Consider the following 17942-nt stretch of genomic DNA (forward strand, 5'->3'; position numbering starts at 1 on the left):
GAGCAAGAGGATCAGGCGCTTGCGCTGTCGGCGCAAGCGGCGGACCGGGGCGGGCGCAAGGCTCGGCTCCCGGCGGCTGTCTGCCGCGGTGTCGGCGGGCGTTCCGGGGCCTGAGCAAGGTGGTGGCAACGGCGATGATGAAACCAAGACGAGACCAAGACCAGGACCAAGACCGCAGGTCGGTGAGGGCGCGCGATGAGTGATGACGGCGACCCGTGGCCGACCGCCGCGGTGCGGCCCGGTGCCCAGGTCCGCAACGGTGCCGAATTGTATGAGCTGGTCGCCGGGGTCGCGGCGCGCTATCCGGCCCCGGGGGTTCGCCCACCGGCGGATCAGGTCGGGCTCGCGCACTGGTCCGGGCTCCTGGTGCGGGTCGATGACTGGTGCTTCCTGGCGCACTTGGACCAGATCGCCGCGGTGCTGGAGGTCCCGCCCGACCTGACCCCGGTGCCTGGAACCGGGAACCGGGTGCGCGGGATTGCCAACCACCAGGGCACCCTGTTGCCGATTCTCGACCTGGCTGCCCTGATCGGTGGCGGACCCGCGGCCCGGTGCGACACTGAGCGCGTCCTGGTGGTGCACCAGGACGGCCCCCCCTGCGGCCTGGCGGTGACCGCGGTGCTCGGCCTGCGCCACTGCGACCACGGGGCGCGCCGGGCCCCGCCGCCTGGCGGCCCCGCGGTGCTGCGGCCCTTCGTCGATGAGGCCTTCGACCTCGCCGGCGAGGTGGTGCCGGTGCTCGCCCTGGACCTCTTGTCGGCGGCTCCGCCGATGGGTCTTGGCTAAGTTCAACCGGACCTGGAGTCGGTACAAGATGGCGATACGAACCAAGACAGGTGCCGGGACGGCCGACGGCACCGCGCCTGTCGGCACTGCCGCGGCGGTGACGATCAGCCTCTGGCTGTGCCTGGCGCTCGGTGCCGGCCTGGCACTGACGAGCGTCGTCCTGACGTGGGACCTGGACGCGCGCATCCTGAGCCGGTCGCGGGCGGCGGCCGCCGCGCAGGTGGCCGGCCGGCAACTGGTGCACTCCGCCGCGGCGGCGCTGCAGGGAGACGAAGGTGCCTTTGCCCAGTTGCGCGGCGAGCGGGATCACGTGCAGTCGCTGATGGACGGGCTCACCGGCGGGGTCCCGCTGCCGCCCGGCGCAACGCCGATGGCGACGGCACAAGGCGCCTGGCTTGCCTATCGTGAGGCCGCTGACCGGATACTGGCCGCGCAGGACGCGATCGTGGGGGTCCGTGCGGCACTCGCCGCGACGACCCCCCTGCTGAACGAGCTTGCGGCGTCGATGGCGAAGTCCGCTGAGCTGATGGCCGCGCAGGGGGCGCCCGCGGGGCAGGTCCTGGAGGCGGGCTGGCAGCTGGCGCGGATCGCGACCATGAGGTCCGACTTTCGGTCACTGCCGGGCATCGACGGTGCGCCCCCTTACGCTGGTGACCCCGGCACGGTGGCGCTCGCGACCTTTGGCGCGAGTCTCCAGACCCTGGTTGCCGAGGCCGGCGCCCGGGCCGAAGCGGCGGCCGGGCCCTCGCTTCAGGAGACGGCCCAGCTGTTCGAGGCCGTGCGCCTGGCGGCGGACCCGATAGCCAAGTTGGCCCCCCAGGCCCAGCCCGTGCTCACGACCCTGGAGCCCATGCAAGCGGACGCGCAGCAGTTCGCCGCCGCCCTCGACCCACTGGTGGCGGGGGCTTGGCGGGACCCGCGTACGACGCGACTGGGCCCGCTGCCGGTCGGCCCCTGGTCGGCCCCGGTATATGGCGCCCTGGCCCTGGTCAGTGCGCTCCTGCTCGCCCTGCGCGCACTCCGGCGCCGGGAGGGCGCCGCCCGCCGCCGGGGCGAGCGGGACGCCGCGGCTGCCCTGGTCCTGCGGCAGGCGTCGGACAGCCCGCCCGCTGACGGCAGTGCTGACGGCTTCGATGATCGTCTTGAGCGCGGCCGCCCGACTGGCCCGGGGCTCGGGGCCGACGAGGATGGGGTGGGAGGACAACTGCGGCTGCACCACAGCATCGATGCGACTGCCGGTAAACTGATGGCATCGGTCGCGCAGACGCGTGCCGAGGCCTTGCACCTGCGCGAGGCGGCGGCCGTCCAGGCGGGGCAGATCGCGCTGCTCTGCGGTGCCGTCCAAACGCTCATTGCTGACTTGGATGCGCTCGGTGGCCAGGCCGCCGCGTCCGCCGGAGCGGCGACGCAGGCGGCGGCCGTGGCCAGGCGCGGCATCCAGATGGGGCGCGAGGCCCTCGCCGGGATGGCCGCCGCCGGCGGCCGGTTCCATGCGGGCAGCGAGTACCTCACTCGTTGCGGCGAGACCGCGCAGACGCTCGCGGCCCTCCTCGAACGGCTCGCCGATAGTGTCGATGAGAGCAACATCCTGGCTCTGAACGCGGCCATGCAGGCGGCCAGGGCGGAGGAGGCGGGGCATGACTGCACGGTGTTCGCCGAGGAGGTGCTGCGCGTTGCCGGGGCGTCCGGCGACAGCACCGGTCAAGGCCAGGCCCTGGTGCGCACCCTCCAGTCGGATCTGGCGGCGGCGTGGTCGTCCTTGCAGACCGGCAGCGCCGCCGCGGCGCCGGTTGCCGATCTGCTGCCGCAGGCCGGGGAGGCCTTGACCCAGATCGAGACTGCCGGCGTCGCCGGTGCCGATCTGGTCAGGGGTGTGGCCGACGCCATACAGCGCCAGTCGCAGTCCCTCACCGACACGCTCCAGCCGCTGCGCGCCATCACCGCGCAGAACGCGCAGGGGATCCGCGGCCTGGTCCAGGCGCATGAGGATTTGGTGACAGTCGCCGCCGAGCTGCAAGGCTTGGCGGCCGCGTTGCGGATGCCATGACGAACGGCGCGCGGACCGGTGGTCCGGGCGCTATCCCCGGGTCTGAATCAGGACCCGATCCAAGGGTCTACACCAAGGGAAGTCATCCCATGGCAGAGAAAGTTGTCGGTGGCCTGAAATGGGTCAAAGGTGAGATCGCCATGACCCTGCGCCGGGTCAAGGGCCTGGTGGAAAGCTATGGGCAGACCAGTGAGCCCAGTGCCTTGGGCGATGCGGTGGAGGCCTTGTTCGAGGTGCGCGGGGTCCTGCTCGCGCTGCAGCTCACGCTGCCCGCGCGCCTGGTCGACGAGATGCAGCGGTTGTGCGATGCCATGGCCGAGCGTCGGGTGCGTAGCCCCAGGGAGGCGGCCGAGGCCATGATGCTGGCCCTGATCCAGTTGCCCAGTCATCTGGACCGGCTGGACGCCGGGGCCGAGGTCCTCCCCTTGAGCCTCTGGCCGACCATCAACGATCTGCGCGAATCCCGCGGCGCCCCGCCGCTGACCCCGGCGGAGTTGCTGGTCCCCGGCTCGGTGCTGGCGATGGAGGACGAGGACCTGCCCCCGGAGGCCCTGGAGGCGCTGGCCGTGGCCTTGCGCAAGGTCCGGCCGCATTTCCACCGCCACCTGGTCGACTGGTACCGTCCCGACACCGCCGCCGAGGGCCTGATTAAGCTCAGTCGCCTGTTCCAACAATTGCACCGCTTCATCAAGGACGGGATTCTGGCCGATCTGTTCCGCCTGGCCGAGGCCTATGCGGCAGGTCTGCAACGCGGCCAGGTGGCCGCCGATAGTGCCGCCCGGGCCCTGGTCGGGCGTCTGGACCGGGTCTTCAAGCCCCTCGTCACGCCCCCCCCGGCTTGGCCGGAGGCTGCGATCCGGGATCTGATCGATGAGTTCCTGACCGAGTTGGATCAAGCCGAGGTACAGCCGGTGTTGGTGGCCGAGATTCGCGCCCACTGCGCCCGGCCGGCGGTCGATCTCCCGGTGTTGGAGGGGGCGCCCGAGGCCCTGGCCGGCCTGGCCGAGGCGATGCTGGGCGAGCTTGCGATTCTCAAGGAGTGCCTGGACCTCTTCGTGCGTGGTGAGCATGACGACCGGACCCCGCTCGCCGCGCTGCGCACGGGGATGCGCAATCTGGCGCGCGCACTCGAAGGCGCCGACACCGGCGACACGGCCGAGCGCCTGCGCGCCCTGGCGGGCGGTTTCGGTGACCTGGCAACCGCCGATGCGGCCACGGATGCGGCGCGTCTGCAACCCCTGACGGCGGAGCTGCTGGGGATCGAGACGGCGCTTCAGGCTTATGCCGCGCAGCGTCCGCGGTCCGCCCGCGGCGAGCGTGCCCCCGGTCTCGCGGCCATGCAGTTCGCGGCGGCGGCGCCTGCGGCACCCGCGCCACCGGCCGCGCCGGCGCCGGATGATCCTGCCGCGGGGGCGGCGTCCGCGCTTGGCGGGTACCCTGGAAGCGGGCGGGCCGGGGCGGGGATTGCGCCGGAGTTCCTGGACATCTTTCTGGAGGAGGCGCGGGAGGAGCTCGAGAGCATTGGCGAGCAATTCGTGCGCTGGGGGGCCAACCCGGGCGATGAGGTCGCCCTGGCCCAACTGCGCCGCGGCTTTCATACCATGAAAGGCAGCGGGAGACTGGTCGGCGCGGCGCGTGTCGCCGACCTTGCCCAGGCCGCGGAGGATATTCTCAACGGGTTGATCGAGCGCAGTCTGAGTCGCGATGCCGACCTCTTGGCCTATCTGGCGGAGGTGGTTGACCTGATGCCCGAGCTGGTGAACGCGGAGGCGCAGAACCGCCCCCTGGACACCGTCGCCCTGTTGCGCAGGGCCGCCGCCTGGGTCCGGTCCCCGCCATCGGCGGTGGCCCCCTCGCCAATTGCGCCGTTCCCGCCAGTGGCCGCGGTCGGGCCGGTCCCGGCGGACCCGGTGACGCCCGCCGCATCCGAGGGGTTACTGATCGAGTCCGCAGACCGCTGGTTCGAGGCCCAGCCCGGCCGGTCGGCGCCGACCGCGGCGCCGCCGCCGGACTGGCCCCCCGGCGCCGGGGCCCGGGATGACCCCGGCAGTGCGGCGGTCGCGGACGATAGTGATCGGGTGAGTCGGTTTGCGGCCGACCCGGAGTTGCTGGACCTGTTTCGCGGCGAGATGGTCCACTATCTCGCCGATCTGCGCGCCTTCCTGGGGCGGGCCGCGGTCGGTCAGGCGGTGCCGGACGAGGCGACGGTGCGCGCCCTGCATACCCTCAACGGCAGCGCCGGTATGGCCGGTATCGACTCCATCGCCCAGGTGGCGCAGTCCCTGGAGCAGCGGTTGCGCCCGTTCCAGGTCGCGGCCAGCCCGGTGCCGACCGCGCTCTTGGACCTGATCGAGCGGGCCCTGGGCGCCATCGCTGCCCGCATCGCGGAGGTCCCGACGGGGGGGCCGGGGGTCGCGGCCCTGGGCGCCGTGACAGCGGCCCTTGCCGCCTTGCCGGAACCGGGGCCGGAGCCGGAGTCGGGGCCAACGACCATCGGCGTAGCGGATTCAGGGTTCGCCGAGTGGTCGGCGCCTACCCTCCCGGGTGGCACCCAGGGGCGCGCGCCGGGCGCGGATTCCGCCGCCATCGACCTGGCATGGCGGGATTCGGATCTGGCGGACTTCTTGACTTGGCCACCTGAGCCCGGGCCAGGCCCGGAGCCGGACGCGCAGGGCGCGGCGCTGTCCGCGGACGAGCCCTTTGCCGACCCCTTTGCCGACCCCTTTGGTGACCTCTTTGCCGACCCCTTTGCGGCGCCGGGCACGGTCGTCTCCGCGGACAGCCTGCCGGACCTGCTCCCAGTGCCGGTGCCGCCGCCGCCCGCCCCGGTGTCCTCGTTCCCGCTCGCCCCGCGGCCGGCGGACGAGGACTCCGCCACCGGTGCGGACGCCTTGGCCGCCGAACTGGCACAGGCATTGAATCTCCTGGACGGAGAACTGGCGTCCGACGAGCGGCGGGGGCGGGCGGGGGACGGTGCGGCGCCGCCCGCCCCGCCGGCGGTCGCACCGGCGGTTGCGTCCAGCGACGCCCGCGACTGGGAACTGGTGCCGCTGGACTTGCCGCAATGGCTGGCGGCGGGGGAGGGGATCGATCAGGAGACGCCGCGCCTGTCCGTCGGCGTGCCCGAGTCATTTGCGCTGGTCGAGTCCGCCGACGCATGGGAGCCGTTGGCCGAATTGCCCGCGTCGCCCGCGGCGGCAGCCGGGGGCGAGCCGGCCGCCGACACCGATGGCGGCGTCGCGGGCACACCCAGCGTTGAGGCCGCCCCGTCCGCGGAACCGGCGTCGGACCTCATAGAGGTCCTTGGGTCCGCGGTGGTCGACCCGCAATTGCCCACACCATGCCAGTCCCCGGAGCTGTCTCCCGAGCTGTCGGCGCACGCCGTGCATGACGGGCTTGCGCGCCTGCAGCCTCCCCTGCTGCCCGCCCTCCTGGTGGGCGTCGCGGGCCAGGTCTACGCGGTTCCCCTGGCCGGCGTCGCGGGCCTGGCGCGTATCCCCCGGGACGATTTGGCCGCTATCTACGCCGGTCAGGGGCAGGATTTTTCCGCGCAGGATTGCCGGTACCGGGTCGCCCACCTGGGCCGTTTGCTCGATCCCACGGCGGCGTCGGACCTGGATCAACGCCGGTGGCTGCCCCTCTTACTCACGAGCGCGGGCGCCCCGCGCCTGGCCCTGCAGGTGGACCAACTGATCGGTATCACGCGCATCACGGTCACGCCGCTGGGACTAGGACTCGCCGCGGTGCGCTGGCTCGTCGGTGGCACCATCCTGGCGGACGGGCGGGTCGCCCTGATTCTGGATGCCCAAGCCCTGGCGCAGACCGTCGGCGGCCGAAACGAGAGGCCCGGTGCGGACGGCGCAGCGGCGGCCGTTCCCCTGAACCAAGAGGAGCCGGGGCCGCTCGCCCCGGCGCCGGCAAGGTGAACAGGGTGGAGCGGGGGCTGCCCGTCCTGTTGCTCCCAACGGCGTCCGCGGCTGGCCCCTGGGACCTGATGGTGCCGGTCGCGGCCGTAGAGCAGGTCCTGCGCGCCGCGTCCCTGGGGCCCCCAGCGGCGGGGGCACCGGACTGGCTCAGGGGCCTGCTGCCCTGGCGTGGGCTAAGGGTGCCGGTGGTGTGCCTGGGGCAGGGTGCCGGCCCCGCCGCGGATCGCCCGGCGGGCCCTTACGTCGTGCTGTGTCGGGCGCCGACGGGCGCGCCCGTCCTGCCGTATTTTGCCCTCGCGAGTCCGACCCTGCCGCGTCTGGAGCGGGTCACGCCGGGCTCCCTCAGCCCTGATCCGGCGGCGGCCCCCGGCCGCCCCTTCAGCGTGATCGCGCTGCGTCTTCAGGGCCAACCGGCGGTGCTGCTGGACCCGGACGCGCTGCAGCGGGCCTTGCTGGCCGCGTCGGGGCTGTGCTGAGCGCCCGGGCGCGCGGCGGCGGCGCGGCGGCCCGCCGCGTCAGTCCCGCGGGGCGCCGGCCGCGTGCGACTTGGCGTGCAGGGCGTAGAGCACGTCCTCGTCGGCGATGTGGTCGACCAGCCAGTCCTGGGTGAGGTCGAGCGCCCGCTCGGCCAGATCGGGGCTGGGTCCAAAGGTCGCCAGGTCTTCCGCCAGGGCGTCCAGCCGGGCAAAGAAGGCGGCGTGGAGCGCTTGGTGGGCCGCGAGTGCCGGGTACTCATGGTCGCGCATAAAGGCCTCTTCCGTCTGGAAGTGGCTGCCGGCATAGTCGCGCATGAAGGCGATCGCCTCCGCGACCCCCTGGTTGGCCTCGCGGTCCAGGATCTGCTCGTAAAGACGGTGGGAAGCGGCGAAGAATCCCTGGTGTTGTTCATCGATCGTCGGGATGCCGACGGAGTAGACCTCTGACCAGTTGCGCAGCATGGATCACCTGTGTGTTCTGTGAATGGGGATGGGCGGTTGAGGCACGGTTCGTCGATAAGTCAAACGAGACGCTCAGGGGCTGTTCCCGGCACCGTTGTCGTTGTCGTAATCGTAATCGTAATCGAAGAAGCGATGCACTTTGGGTGCGAGAATCCGTGCCGGTACGATAAACTCGACAACGACAACGACAACGACAACGACAACGATCGGTTCGTGCTTGATTTGCGCTTGACTCGTTCCTTACGCGACCGCGGCGAGCGCCCCGCTGCGCTCCAGCAGGAGTTGCACCAAGAGCGCGACGGGCCGGCCGGTGCCGCCCTTCTCTTTGCCGTTGAGCCAGGCGGTACCGGCGATGTCCAGGTGTGCCCAGGGGTACTTCTTGGTGTAGCGCCAGAGGAAACAGGCGGCGGTGACGGCCCCGCCCTCGCGCCCGCCGACATTTGCCATATCTGCGAAGTTGCTGTCGAGTTGCGTCTGGTAGTCCTCCCACAGGGGCAGGCGCCAGACCCGGTCCCAGGCGGCGTCGCCGGCCGCCTGGAGCTCTTGGGCGAGTCGGTCGTCGGGGGTAAAGAGCCCGGAGGGGTGCTTGCCCAGGGCGACCACGCAGGCGCCGGTGAGGGTGGCCAAGTCGATCACGAGCGCCGGGTCGAAGCGCTCGCAATAGGTGAGTGCATCGCACAGGATGAGCCGGCCCTCGGCGTCCGTGTTGAGGATCTCGATGGTCTGGCCGGACAGGCTCTTCACGATATCGCCGGGCTTGTTGGCGGCCCCGTCCGGGAGGTTTTCGGAGGCCGGGACCACGCCGATCAGGTGGATCGGCAGCTCCAACTCACAGGCCGCCTGGACGGCGCCCAACACGCCGGCCCCGCCGCACATGTCGTACTTCATCTCGTCCATCTCGGCGGCCGGCTTGATCGAGATACCGCCGGCGTCGAAGGTGAGCCCCTTGCCCACCAGCACCACCGGGCGCAGGCCTGCGGGGCCGCCCTGGTAGCGCAAGACGATCAGCTTGGCCGGCTGGCGGCTGCCCCGAGAGACCGACAGCAGGGCGCCCATGCCCAATTCCTCCATCTGGGCCTCCTCCAGGACCTCGACCTCGAGCCGGTCGAAGCGGGCCGCCAGTTCGCGGGCCTGATCGGCGAGATAGGACGGGGTGCAGAGGTTGCCGGGCAGGTTGCCCAGTTCCCGGGCCAGGGTCACGCCCTCGCCGATGGCGGCGCCGTGCAGCCGCGCCTGCTCGGCGGCGTCCAGGTCCTGCTTCCTGGGGACCCACAGGGTCAGGGTCCGCAGCGGGGTCTTGGGGGCCTGCTTGTCGTCCTTGGTCTGGCTGTAGCGGTAGACCCGCTCGGCGGCGGTGGTGACGGCATCACGCACCGCAAGATACTGGCTGAGCCCCTCCGGGGCCGCCTCCGCCAGGGTGGACAGGGCCTCCCCGGCATGGGTGCGCTGGAGCAGGTCGATGGAGGCGGCGAGCGCCTGGCGGTAGTTGGTGCGCGTGGCCTCCTTGCGCTTGCCGCAACCGACCAGGAGCACCCGCTCCGCCGCCACCCCGGGCAGGTCATAGAGCATCAGGGTGCGGCCGGTCTCGCCGTCCAGGTCGCCCTTCTTCAGCAGTTCCGTCAGCCGGCCGCCGCTCGCCTTGTCGAGTGCCTCGCCGGCGGGGGTGAGTTTGCGCTTCTCGAAGACGCCCAGGACCAGGCACGGGGTCTTGTGCCTGGAGAGGTCGCCGGTCTTGATCTTGAACTCCATCGGGGGGTACCTCGGGGGGCGGTTCTTTGGTGAGTCATTCGGGGTTACGATGTGGGGACGCATGAGTCTACCGGATTGCGTGCCGGACCCGAAACCTGTGAGCACCCGCGGCGCCGGGCACCGGGGGGCGCCGCGCACCAGTCAGGCGCCAGGCACCGCACTCGCGTGCGGACAAGTCCTTTTTTTCTTGATCGAGAACCAGCGGGTGCGACGTTGCCAGGAGACCGGCCATGGGACTGAGAATTCTTGACCGCTATCTGGCGTGGGCGGTGATCGCAGGCACCCTCCTGACCCTGGGCGTGCTCCTGCCGCTCTTGGGATTTTTTGTTCTCGCCAACGAGTTGGAGCAGGTGGGGGTGGCCGGCTACCGCCTCCAGGACGCCCTGCTGTTCATGGTCCTGAGCCTGCCCCGCTACGCCTATCAGGTCTTCCCCATCGCCACCCTGATCGGCGCCCTGCTCGGGCTGGGCGCGCTCGCCAACCGCTCCGAGTTGGTGGCCATGCGCGCCGCGGGGGTCTCGGTGGGGCGGATCGCGGGGGCCGGGTTGCTGGGCGGGGTGCTCCTGGCCGCCGGCGCCATGCTGATCGGCGAGGTGGTCGCCCCCGTGGCGGAACAGCGCGGGATCGAGATCAAGCGCGCCGCCCTCTCCGGGGCGGTGACCCAACAGACGGAGTCCGGCTTCTGGGCGATCGACCAGGGGACCTATATCAACATCCGCGAGATCCTCTCCGGTACCAGCCTGCGGGACATCTTCATCTACCAGGCGGACAATGCCGCGGGGACCCTGATCGCGACCCATGCGCAGGGGGCGCGCTATCAGAACCACCAATGGGTCCTGGAGGGCCTCTCGCGCAGCCGGGTGAGCATGGACGGGGTGCAGGTGGAGCGCCTGCCCAATGCCGTTTGGAGTTCCCTGCTCAATCCCGGCATCCTGGAGGTGGTGGTGGTCGACCCGCGCATCCTGCCGGTCTGGGGCCTGTGGAAATACATCCGCTTCATGACGGTCAATGCGCAGGATGCGAGCAACTACCAGGTGATCTTCTGGGGCCGGGTGCTCTACCCCCTGCTCACCCTGTCCATGGTATTGGTCGCGATCCCCGTCCTGCTGGGCTCCGCGCGCAGCCGCGGGACCGGTGTGCGCGCCTTCTTCGCCGTTCTGGTCGGCATCCTCTATTACCTGGTGAGCAAGACGTTTTCCTATCTGGCGCTCCTCTACGGCTTAAGCCCGCTCGCGGCCGCCCTGGCCCCACCGGTGCTCTTCATCGGCGCGGCCCTGCTGTTGTTGCGGCGGGTGGGGTGAGGGGCGCGGGTGCCCGCTGTGCGGCTACCCGACAACGCCGCGGTACTCGCGGCACCGCGCCGGAGGCTCCCGATGGGTAGAGCGCAGCGAAACCCATCGCTTGCGCGCAACTCAAGCGTTGATTGGTGGGTTTCGCTGCGCTCTACCCACCCTACGGATCGGGCGTGGAGCGGGTCCCGGGCGGATACTTGCCGGATCGCTCCAGCGGCCGGAACGCGGATCAAGCCCGCCGAAGCTATAATCAAGGTTTCCCTATCCACTGTTCAAGAGGATTCCGGAATGGCCGCTACCACCGCCGACGAAGTCTGGGCACTACTGCGCGAGTTGCTGGAGGCCCAAAAAGAGACGGATCGCAAATTTCAGGAAACCGACCGCCAGTTGCAGGAACGGGTTCAGGAAACCGACCGGCGGATTCAGGAGCGGGCGCAGGAAACCGACCGCCGGATTCAGGAACGGGCGCAGGAAACCGATCGCCGGGCTCAGGAAACCGACCGCCGGATTCAGGAAACCGACCGCCAGATCCAAGAGGTCAACCGCCAACTCGGCCGCCTCGGCGGGCAATGGGGTCTGTTCGTGGAAAACCTGGTCGCCCCCTCCTGCGAGCGGCTCTTCACCGAACGGGGGATACCGGTCCACATGGTCAGCCGACGGGTGCTCAAGCGCAAAGACGGCGACACCCTGGAGATTGACGTGCTGGTCGTAAATCTGGGCCACGTCGTCATGGTGGAGGTCAAGTCCAGCCTGCGGGTGGACGATGTGAAGGAGTTGCTGGAGGACCTGCGCCGCTTTCGCCACTTCTTTCCGGAATATGCCGACCATCAACTGCACGGTGCCGTTGCTGGTATGCGCATCGAAGAAGGTGCCGATCGCTTCGCCTACCGGCAAGGGCTCTTCGTGCTGGCCCAGACCGGGGACAGCATGCGCATTCTCAACGATGCCGCCTTTGAGCCCAAGTCCTGGTAGCGCAATCGAAGGCCTCGGCCTTGGAGCCCTCCGCCAAGGCTGAAGCCTTGGACTCCGGGCTTTGGCGAGGTGCTAGCGTCCGCGCGGGACCACGACGAGGCGTGTGCGGGAGCGCCGGTCGTGCCAAGCCAGATGCGCGCGGTCGAACAGGCACCACCAGAGCCCGAGCCCGAGGGGCGCCAGGCTCAGCGCCGCCCAGGCGAGCCGGCGCAGCGCATCGCGCGCACTCAAGCGCCTGCCGTCGTCGCGCACCACGCGCAGGCGCCAGGCGCTCATCCCCAGGGTCTGACCGCCGTGGGTCCAGAAATAGACGAAAAACCCAACGATCACGGCGAGCAGATAGGCCTGGAACAGGGTCCGGTACAGCCATTCCCCCTGGGGGTAGGGGCGGGCGGCGAGCAGGTCGTAGGGGATGATGAAGAGGGCGGTGGCGAGCAGGAGCAGGGCGAACAGCAGGATGCCGTCATACAGCAGGGCTCCTAGGCGGCGCGGCAGGCGTGCAACCTGGAGGGCGGCGGTTTCAGGGGTTTCAGGGGGTGTCACTTCCGTTGGAAGGGCCATGACGGGCTCCGCTTGATCGATGGGGTCTGACGACCGGCGGGTGCCGGTGGCCTGGCTTGAAGGTCAGGCCGGATTGTCCCCGTCCGCGCGGCTTGGCGCCAGGGCGGGGTCGGCGTACCCTGCGGGTTTGGCGCGCGCATCAAGGCCGGTGGGGTGCCCGATCAGTTCGGGTGGCCGCGAGACCTGCGCCGCACTGGGGTGCGGCGCTCCCGGTGTGGCGGGTGCGTGCCGCGACCTGGGTGCGGCGCCCCCCGGTGAGTGTGAGACTTGTACCATATCCCCCTAAAACCCATCATCTTTCGCCTGCTGCGGCGGGTCCCGATGCCGCTCATCGCGATGGTGATCGGGCTCGCGGCGGGGCTCGCCGTGTGGGTGGTGCTGGATCAGATCCAGTCGCGGCAGGTCAATCGGATCTTCGATCAGGAACTCAGGGACCAACTCGACCTCCAGGCGCGCGAGAGTCTGATCCGCTTCGACCGCTACCTGGCGAGCTACGGGATGACCACTCGGCTGCTCGCCAACCACCGGCGTCTGGCGGAGTACCTGGAGCCCCTGTTCTGGTCCAAGGAGGGGGCCGCGGCGCCCCTGGTCTATCAGGAGTTCCGGCCCTATTGGCTGCCGGATTTCTTCGCGCGCGATGCCCTGCGCCCGCCCAGTCAGGTGCTGCTGACCGATCCGCAGGGCCGGGTCCGGGAACTCTACCAGGCCGGCACCCGGCCGCTGCCGACGGAACTCGCCACCCGGGTCCCGGCCCAGTTTCTGGACCCCGCGTCGGTGCGGACCGTGCCGGTCAAGCTGGGGGAGGGTCTGTACCTGCTGGCCAGCGACGCGGTGGAGGATTCGGCCGGTTATCCCATGGGCTTTCTGGTCGTCCTGGTGCCCATCGACGAGGCCTTTCTGGCCGCCTCCCAGCGCGGCATGGACCCGAGCCGGGCGGCGGTTGCCCTGGTGGAGGGTGACGACCAGCGTATCCTGGCGAGCGCGGACTCGGCCAACCTGGTCCCCGGCAGCACCCCGAACCAGTGGGGCGACCGCTATCTGATGACCTCCCAGTCCCTGCCCCAATACGAGGGGGCGGACGACAACCTGCTGTTTGCGACCTTCGTCACCCAGGGCAATGTGGAGCGGATGTCGCGGCATGTGCGCATCTTCGAGCACCGCCAGCGCCTGTTCGCGGCCGTCGTCTTCATCCTGGTCTTCACCTGGGTCATCTATCTGGTCTCGGCGCGGCTCAACCGGGTCTTGAAGCGCATGACACGCTTCTCCCAGCGCGCCCTGGGCATTCCGGAGCCGGGGTTCCATCGCGAGGGCAATCAGTTGCTGCTGCTGGAGGAGTGGATCGCCCATTTCACCCAACTGGTGCTCAAGGCGCGCGAGGAGATGAACCGCCGCCACCAGGCGGAGATGCGCGAGAGCGAGGCGCTGAAGGCGGCCGTGATGGAGGCCGCGCTGGACTCCATCGTCACCCTCGACCACCATGGCCACATCATCGAGGTGAACCCGGCCGCGGGGCGGATCTTCGGCATCGTGCGGCAGGAGGTCATCGGCGCCGCCTTCGGTGAGCGTCTGCTGCCCGAGGTGGCGCGCACCGCCTTCCGGCGCCTGCTCGACCGCTCCCGCCATGACGGGCTAGAGCCCGCGGGTCGCGGTGAATTGGTCGCGTTGCGCGGCGACGGTTCCGAGTTTCCGGTGGAGATCTCCATCGTCCCCATCGATCTGGAGTCCGAGCGCTTCTACACCCTCTATATCCACGACATCACGCAACGCAAGCAGGCTGAGCGGGAGATCAAGAGCCTGGCACGGCTGGCGAGCGAAAGCCCCAACCCGATCCTGCGGGTCAGCGCCGCCGGTCAGATCGCCTATGCCAACAATGCGAGCCGCCCCCTGCTGCTCGCCTGGGGCACCGAGCAGGGCGGGGCCCTGCCGGCGGAGTGGGTGGCCGAGGTGGCGGAGGCGCTCGGCAAGGGCGAGCCGCGCGAGCGCGAGACGACCCTGGGGTCCCAGGTCTACGCCCTGCTCTTCGCCCCCTTCCGGGACCTGGGCTATGTCAATATCTATGCGCGCGACATCACCGCGGTGCGCCGCGCCGAGCAGGCGTCGCGCAAGCACCAGGCGGAGCTGGTGCATGTGAGTCGCCTGAGCACCATGGGCGAAGTGGCGACCGGCATGGCCCACGAGTTGAACCAGCCGCTCTCGGCCATCGTCAATTATGCCAACGGCTGCACCCGGCGCATCCAGGGCGGCCAGGGGACGCCCGATGATCTGCTGGGCGCCCTGTCGCAGATCGCGAGCCAGGCCAAGCGCGCCAGTGAGATCATTCGCCGCCTGCGTGCCTTGGTCGGCAAGCAGCCGCCAATCCGGGCCGACGTGGATCTGAATCACCTGGTGCGCGAGGTCTGTTCCTTCGTCGAGTTCGAGACCGGCAAGCTCAGCATCCAGATCGAATTGGACCTGGCCGCGGAGCCCATCCCGGTGCATGTGGACCTGGTGCAGATCGAGCAGGTGCTGCTCAATCTGGTCCGCAATGCCCTGGATGCGTTGGAGGAGTCGCCGGAGTCCGAGCGCCGGTTCCTCATCCATACCGGGGTCCAGGGGGCCGAGGCCGTGGTCGCCGTGCGCGACAGCGGTCCGGGGGTGGAGCCGGAGCGTCTCAAGCGCCTGTTCGACCCCTTCTTCACCACCAAGGAGGGGGGCATGGGGATGGGACTGCCGATCAGTCAGACCATCCTGGAGAATCACGACGGGCGCATCTGGGCCGAGTCCGAACCCGGCCAGGGCACCATCTTCCACGTCACGCTGCCGCTCGCGCAGTCCGCCGCCGATGCCGACCCCGAGCTGCCGGCCCACACCGCATCAGGAATCAGCCGATGACCACCGCCTCCACCGTCTTCGTCGTCGATGACGATCAGGCCATGCGTACCTCACTGCAATGGCTGATCGAATCCACCGGCATGAAGGTCCTCACCTTCGAGTCCGCCGACGCCTTTCTGGCCGGCTACTACCCGGGCCGCGCCGGTTGTCTGTTGGTGGACGTGCGCATGCCCGGCATGAGCGGGTTGGAACTGCAGGCCTACTTGACCCGGGAAGGCTATCGGCTCCCCGTCATCATCATCACCGGCCACGGGGACGTGGCGATGGCGGTAAAGGCGATGAAAGCCGGCGCCATGGATTTCATCGAGAAGCCCTTCCACGACGAGGACCTGCTGCGCAGCATCCGCCGCGCCCTGGAATACGACCAGCGCCAACGCGTCGGCCAAGCCGCCCGTGAGGACCTCCAGGCGCGCCTGGCGGACCTGACCCCGCGTGAGCACGAGGTCATGGGCATGGTCACCGACGGCAAGTCCAATCGGGAGATCGCCGCCGCGCTTGGGGTGACGCCCAAGACCGTGGAGGCGCATCGCGCGCGGGTGATGGAGAAGATGCGGGCCGAGTCCTTGGCGGAGTTGGTGCGGATGGCGCTGATCGCGGGGCGGGAGGAGGGGGCCTGACCAACAAGAGAGGATTTGTCCGCAAATGAACGCAAATGAACGCAAATAAGACAGTGCCGGCCTTGATCATCATTCCGGCCACCCCGCGGGTAACATCCGTCGCGGCCGGGGGGCCGCTCCTGCGGCGTAGGAGCGGCCCCCCGGCCGCGACGGGTTGCCGCAAGGGCGCGCGGCCGGAGTGATGATCAAGGCTGACAGTGCCCATCCTTCAATCCGGACCCACATGAGTGATGCGATATGGCCGTGCCACCTACCGACCGCCGCCAGGTACTCGCCTGGTCCTTCTATGACTGGGCCAACTCGGCCTTTGCCACCGTGGTCATCGCCGGGTTCTTCCCGGTCTTCTTCAAACAGTTCTGGGCCGCGGACCTGGCCGTCACCGACAGCACCCGCTGGCTTGGCTATACCAGCAGCACCGCCAGCCTGATCCTGGTCTGCATGGCGCCGCTCCTGGGTGCGCTGGCCGATCAACTGGGGGCCAAGAAGCGCTTCCTGCTCACCTTCACCACGCTCGGGGTGCTCGGTACCGGCGGGCTCTTCTGGCTCGCTGCCGGGCACTGGGGCGCCGCCCTGGCGCTCTATCTCTTTGGCTTGGTCGGCTTTCTCGCGAGCAACGTCTTCTACGACTCACTTATCACGGACGTCGCCGACCCCGGGGACTACGAGCGCGTCTCCTCCCTGGGCTATGCCCTGGGCTACCTGGGGGGCGGACTGCTGTTCGCGCTCAATGTCGTCATGGTCCAGTTCCCCGCGTCCTTCGGCTTCGCCGACGCGGGGGCCGCGGTGCAGGCCGCCTTCCTGGGGGTGGCGCTCTGGTGGGCGCTCTTTACCCTGCCGCTCGCCTTCCTGGTCAAGGAGCCGCCGGGTCTGGGGGAGCAGAGCTTCGGCGGGGCCCTCCGCGGCGCCTTCAGCGCCCTGGCCCAGACCTTCCGGCAGGTCCGCTCACTGCGCAATACCTTCCTGTTCCTCATCGCCTACTGGTTCTATATCGACGGGGTGGACACCATCGTGTTCATGGCCGTGGATTTCGGGCTCTCGCTGAAGTTTCCGGCCGCAAGCCTGATGGTGGCACTCCTGATCACCCAGTTCGTCGGCTTCCCGGCCGCGCTCATCTTCGGCCGCCTCGGTAGTCGGTGGGGACCCAAACCAAGCATCCTGCTCGCCATCGGCGTCTATATGCTGGTGGTCGCCGCCGCCTCGCAGATGCAGCAGGTGTCGCACTTCTATGCGCTGGCGGTCGCCATCGGGCTGGTCCAGGGCGGCGTCCAGGCCCTCTCGCGCGCCCTATTCGCCGGCCTGATCCCGGCCGGGCAGACCGCGGAACTATTCGGCTTCTACAACATGGTCGGCAAGTTCGGCGCCGTCCTCGGCCCCTTCCTGGTCGGCACCACGGCCTATCTCACCGGCGACCCGCGCCTGTCACTGCTGCCGATCCTGCTCTTGTTTCTGATCGGGGCGGTGCTGCTCACGCGGGTGGATGTGGCGGCGGGGAGGGCGGCGGCAGGGGCGGCGAGTTAGTAGGGCGTTTTGTCTTATCTTGCGATTCGTCCGAGCCCCGAAGGGGCGTGACATACCAGCCCAGGGCACCGCTCTGGGTATGAGGTATAGGGCGGGGCCTAGCCCTGAAAGGGCGTGACATAAGGAGCGCCAGCGTTATGTCACGCCCTTTCAGGGCTAGGCCAAATCAAATGCCGCTATCCCAGGGCGTTGCCCTGGGCTGGCATGTTCGACCCCGTTGGGGTCGGTACGCAACAATAAATGGAACGGGGTACTGATTGCCCGTTTTCTTCATGAGAAATTCGGCATCGTAAGTCGAATCCATGATATCGAATCGTACGCCGTTCACAGTTTCTTAATAATAGGTAAGACGCCAACTGAGGTCGATCAGCAGAAATCGTTTGAACTTTTTCGGCGAAACTCAAAAGACGTTCAAATTGTTACTTTCGATGAATTGCTGGAGAAATTGCGCCAACTCCGCAGTTTTCTGGCAGAGGAAGATGAGTAAGCAATGTTGGAGCGAATTGGCCGGCCTTGATCGTCGTTCCGACCGCTCCAAGACCAACATGGCACTGTGGATGACGGTTGCCATCATCCTGGTTCCCCTCATCCCCTATGCCCTGGATGGCACGGGTGGGTAATCGGGTATGCCCGATCTGCGAAACAGGCGGCGCGAGCCGCCTTTT

General features: G+C 69.2%; 14 protein-coding genes. 11 read left to right on the forward strand and 3 right to left on the reverse strand.

Annotated elements, in window-relative coordinates; all coding sequences use genetic code 11:
* The first annotated feature begins 195 nt into the window (after positions 1-195).
* From THSYN_RS10210 to THSYN_RS10225, 4 genes are all read left to right on the forward strand, one after another.
* Positions 196-786 carry a chemotaxis protein CheW gene (locus THSYN_RS10210; RefSeq protein ID WP_100919049.1) on the forward strand — a complete coding sequence of 197 codons (591 nt, stop codon included), beginning with the start codon at positions 196-198 and terminating at the stop codon, positions 784-786.
* Between the two features lie 28 nt (positions 787-814).
* Complete coding sequence (locus THSYN_RS10215) at positions 815-2833, forward strand: methyl-accepting chemotaxis protein (protein ID WP_157817578.1); 2019 nt, start codon at positions 815-817, stop codon at positions 2831-2833.
* Positions 2834-2922: 89 nt separating this feature from the next.
* A complete protein-coding gene (locus THSYN_RS10220; RefSeq protein WP_100919051.1) occupies positions 2923-6759 on the forward strand; it encodes an Hpt domain-containing protein in 3837 nt (1278 codons plus the stop codon).
* Entirely contained in the window at positions 6756-7235 is a 480-nt protein-coding gene (locus THSYN_RS10225; RefSeq protein ID WP_100919052.1) for a chemotaxis protein CheW, read from the forward strand. The genes THSYN_RS10220 and THSYN_RS10225 overlap by 4 nt, the downstream gene beginning before the upstream one ends.
* A gap of 39 nt (positions 7236-7274) precedes the next feature.
* On the opposite strand, the gene THSYN_RS10230 is transcribed toward THSYN_RS10225, so the two are convergent.
* On the reverse strand, positions 7275-7697 hold the full coding sequence (locus tag THSYN_RS10230) for a bacteriohemerythrin (RefSeq protein ID WP_100919053.1): 423 nt from the start codon (positions 7695-7697) through the stop codon (positions 7275-7277).
* Between the two features lie 240 nt (positions 7698-7937).
* Positions 7938-9446 carry a leucyl aminopeptidase gene (locus THSYN_RS10235; RefSeq protein ID WP_100919054.1) on the reverse strand — a complete coding sequence of 503 codons (1509 nt, stop codon included), beginning with the start codon at positions 9444-9446 and terminating at the stop codon, positions 7938-7940.
* 236 nt (positions 9447-9682) lie between these two features.
* On the opposite strand from THSYN_RS10235, the gene lptG reads away from it, so the two are divergent.
* Entirely contained in the window at positions 9683-10747 is a 1065-nt protein-coding gene (gene lptG, locus THSYN_RS10240; RefSeq protein ID WP_172965364.1) for an LPS export ABC transporter permease LptG, read from the forward strand.
* A gap of 279 nt (positions 10748-11026) precedes the next feature.
* Positions 11027-11710: a DUF3782 domain-containing protein gene (locus THSYN_RS10245; protein WP_100919056.1), complete on the forward strand. Its 684-nt coding sequence runs from the start codon at positions 11027-11029 to the stop codon at positions 11708-11710.
* A 72-nt stretch (positions 11711-11782) separates the two neighbouring features.
* On the opposite strand, the gene THSYN_RS10250 is transcribed toward THSYN_RS10245, so the two are convergent.
* Positions 11783-12271 carry an RDD family protein gene (locus THSYN_RS10250; RefSeq protein ID WP_100919057.1) on the reverse strand — a complete coding sequence of 163 codons (489 nt, stop codon included), beginning with the start codon at positions 12269-12271 and terminating at the stop codon, positions 11783-11785.
* Between the two features lie 321 nt (positions 12272-12592).
* On the opposite strand from THSYN_RS10250, the gene THSYN_RS10255 reads away from it, so the two are divergent.
* The 5 genes from THSYN_RS10255 (at position 12593) to THSYN_RS33670 (ending at position 17897) form a co-directional block, all read left to right on the forward strand.
* Positions 12593-15142, forward strand: coding sequence for an ATP-binding protein (locus THSYN_RS10255; RefSeq protein WP_100922368.1), 2550 nt, complete (start codon positions 12593-12595; stop codon positions 15140-15142).
* Positions 15139-15759, forward strand: a complete 621-nt coding sequence (locus THSYN_RS10260) for a response regulator transcription factor (protein WP_100919058.1) — start codon at positions 15139-15141, stop codon at positions 15757-15759. The genes THSYN_RS10255 and THSYN_RS10260 overlap by 4 nt, the downstream gene beginning before the upstream one ends.
* Positions 15760-16002: 243 nt before the next feature.
* Positions 16003-17277 carry an MFS transporter gene (locus THSYN_RS10265; RefSeq protein ID WP_236848852.1) on the forward strand — a complete coding sequence of 425 codons (1275 nt, stop codon included), beginning with the start codon at positions 16003-16005 and terminating at the stop codon, positions 17275-17277.
* A gap of 217 nt (positions 17278-17494) precedes the next feature.
* Positions 17495-17764, forward strand: a complete 270-nt coding sequence (locus THSYN_RS37225; protein ID WP_216644722.1) for a Shedu anti-phage system protein SduA domain-containing protein — start codon at positions 17495-17497, stop codon at positions 17762-17764.
* Positions 17757-17897 carry a hypothetical protein gene (locus THSYN_RS33670; protein WP_157817579.1) on the forward strand — a complete coding sequence of 47 codons (141 nt, stop codon included), beginning with the start codon at positions 17757-17759 and terminating at the stop codon, positions 17895-17897. The genes THSYN_RS37225 and THSYN_RS33670 overlap by 8 nt, the downstream gene beginning before the upstream one ends.
* Positions 17898-17942 lie beyond the last annotated feature (45 nt).

This window comes from Candidatus Thiodictyon syntrophicum (genome assembly GCF_002813775.1).
Taxonomy (GTDB): Bacteria; Pseudomonadota; Gammaproteobacteria; order Chromatiales; family Chromatiaceae; genus Thiodictyon; species Thiodictyon syntrophicum.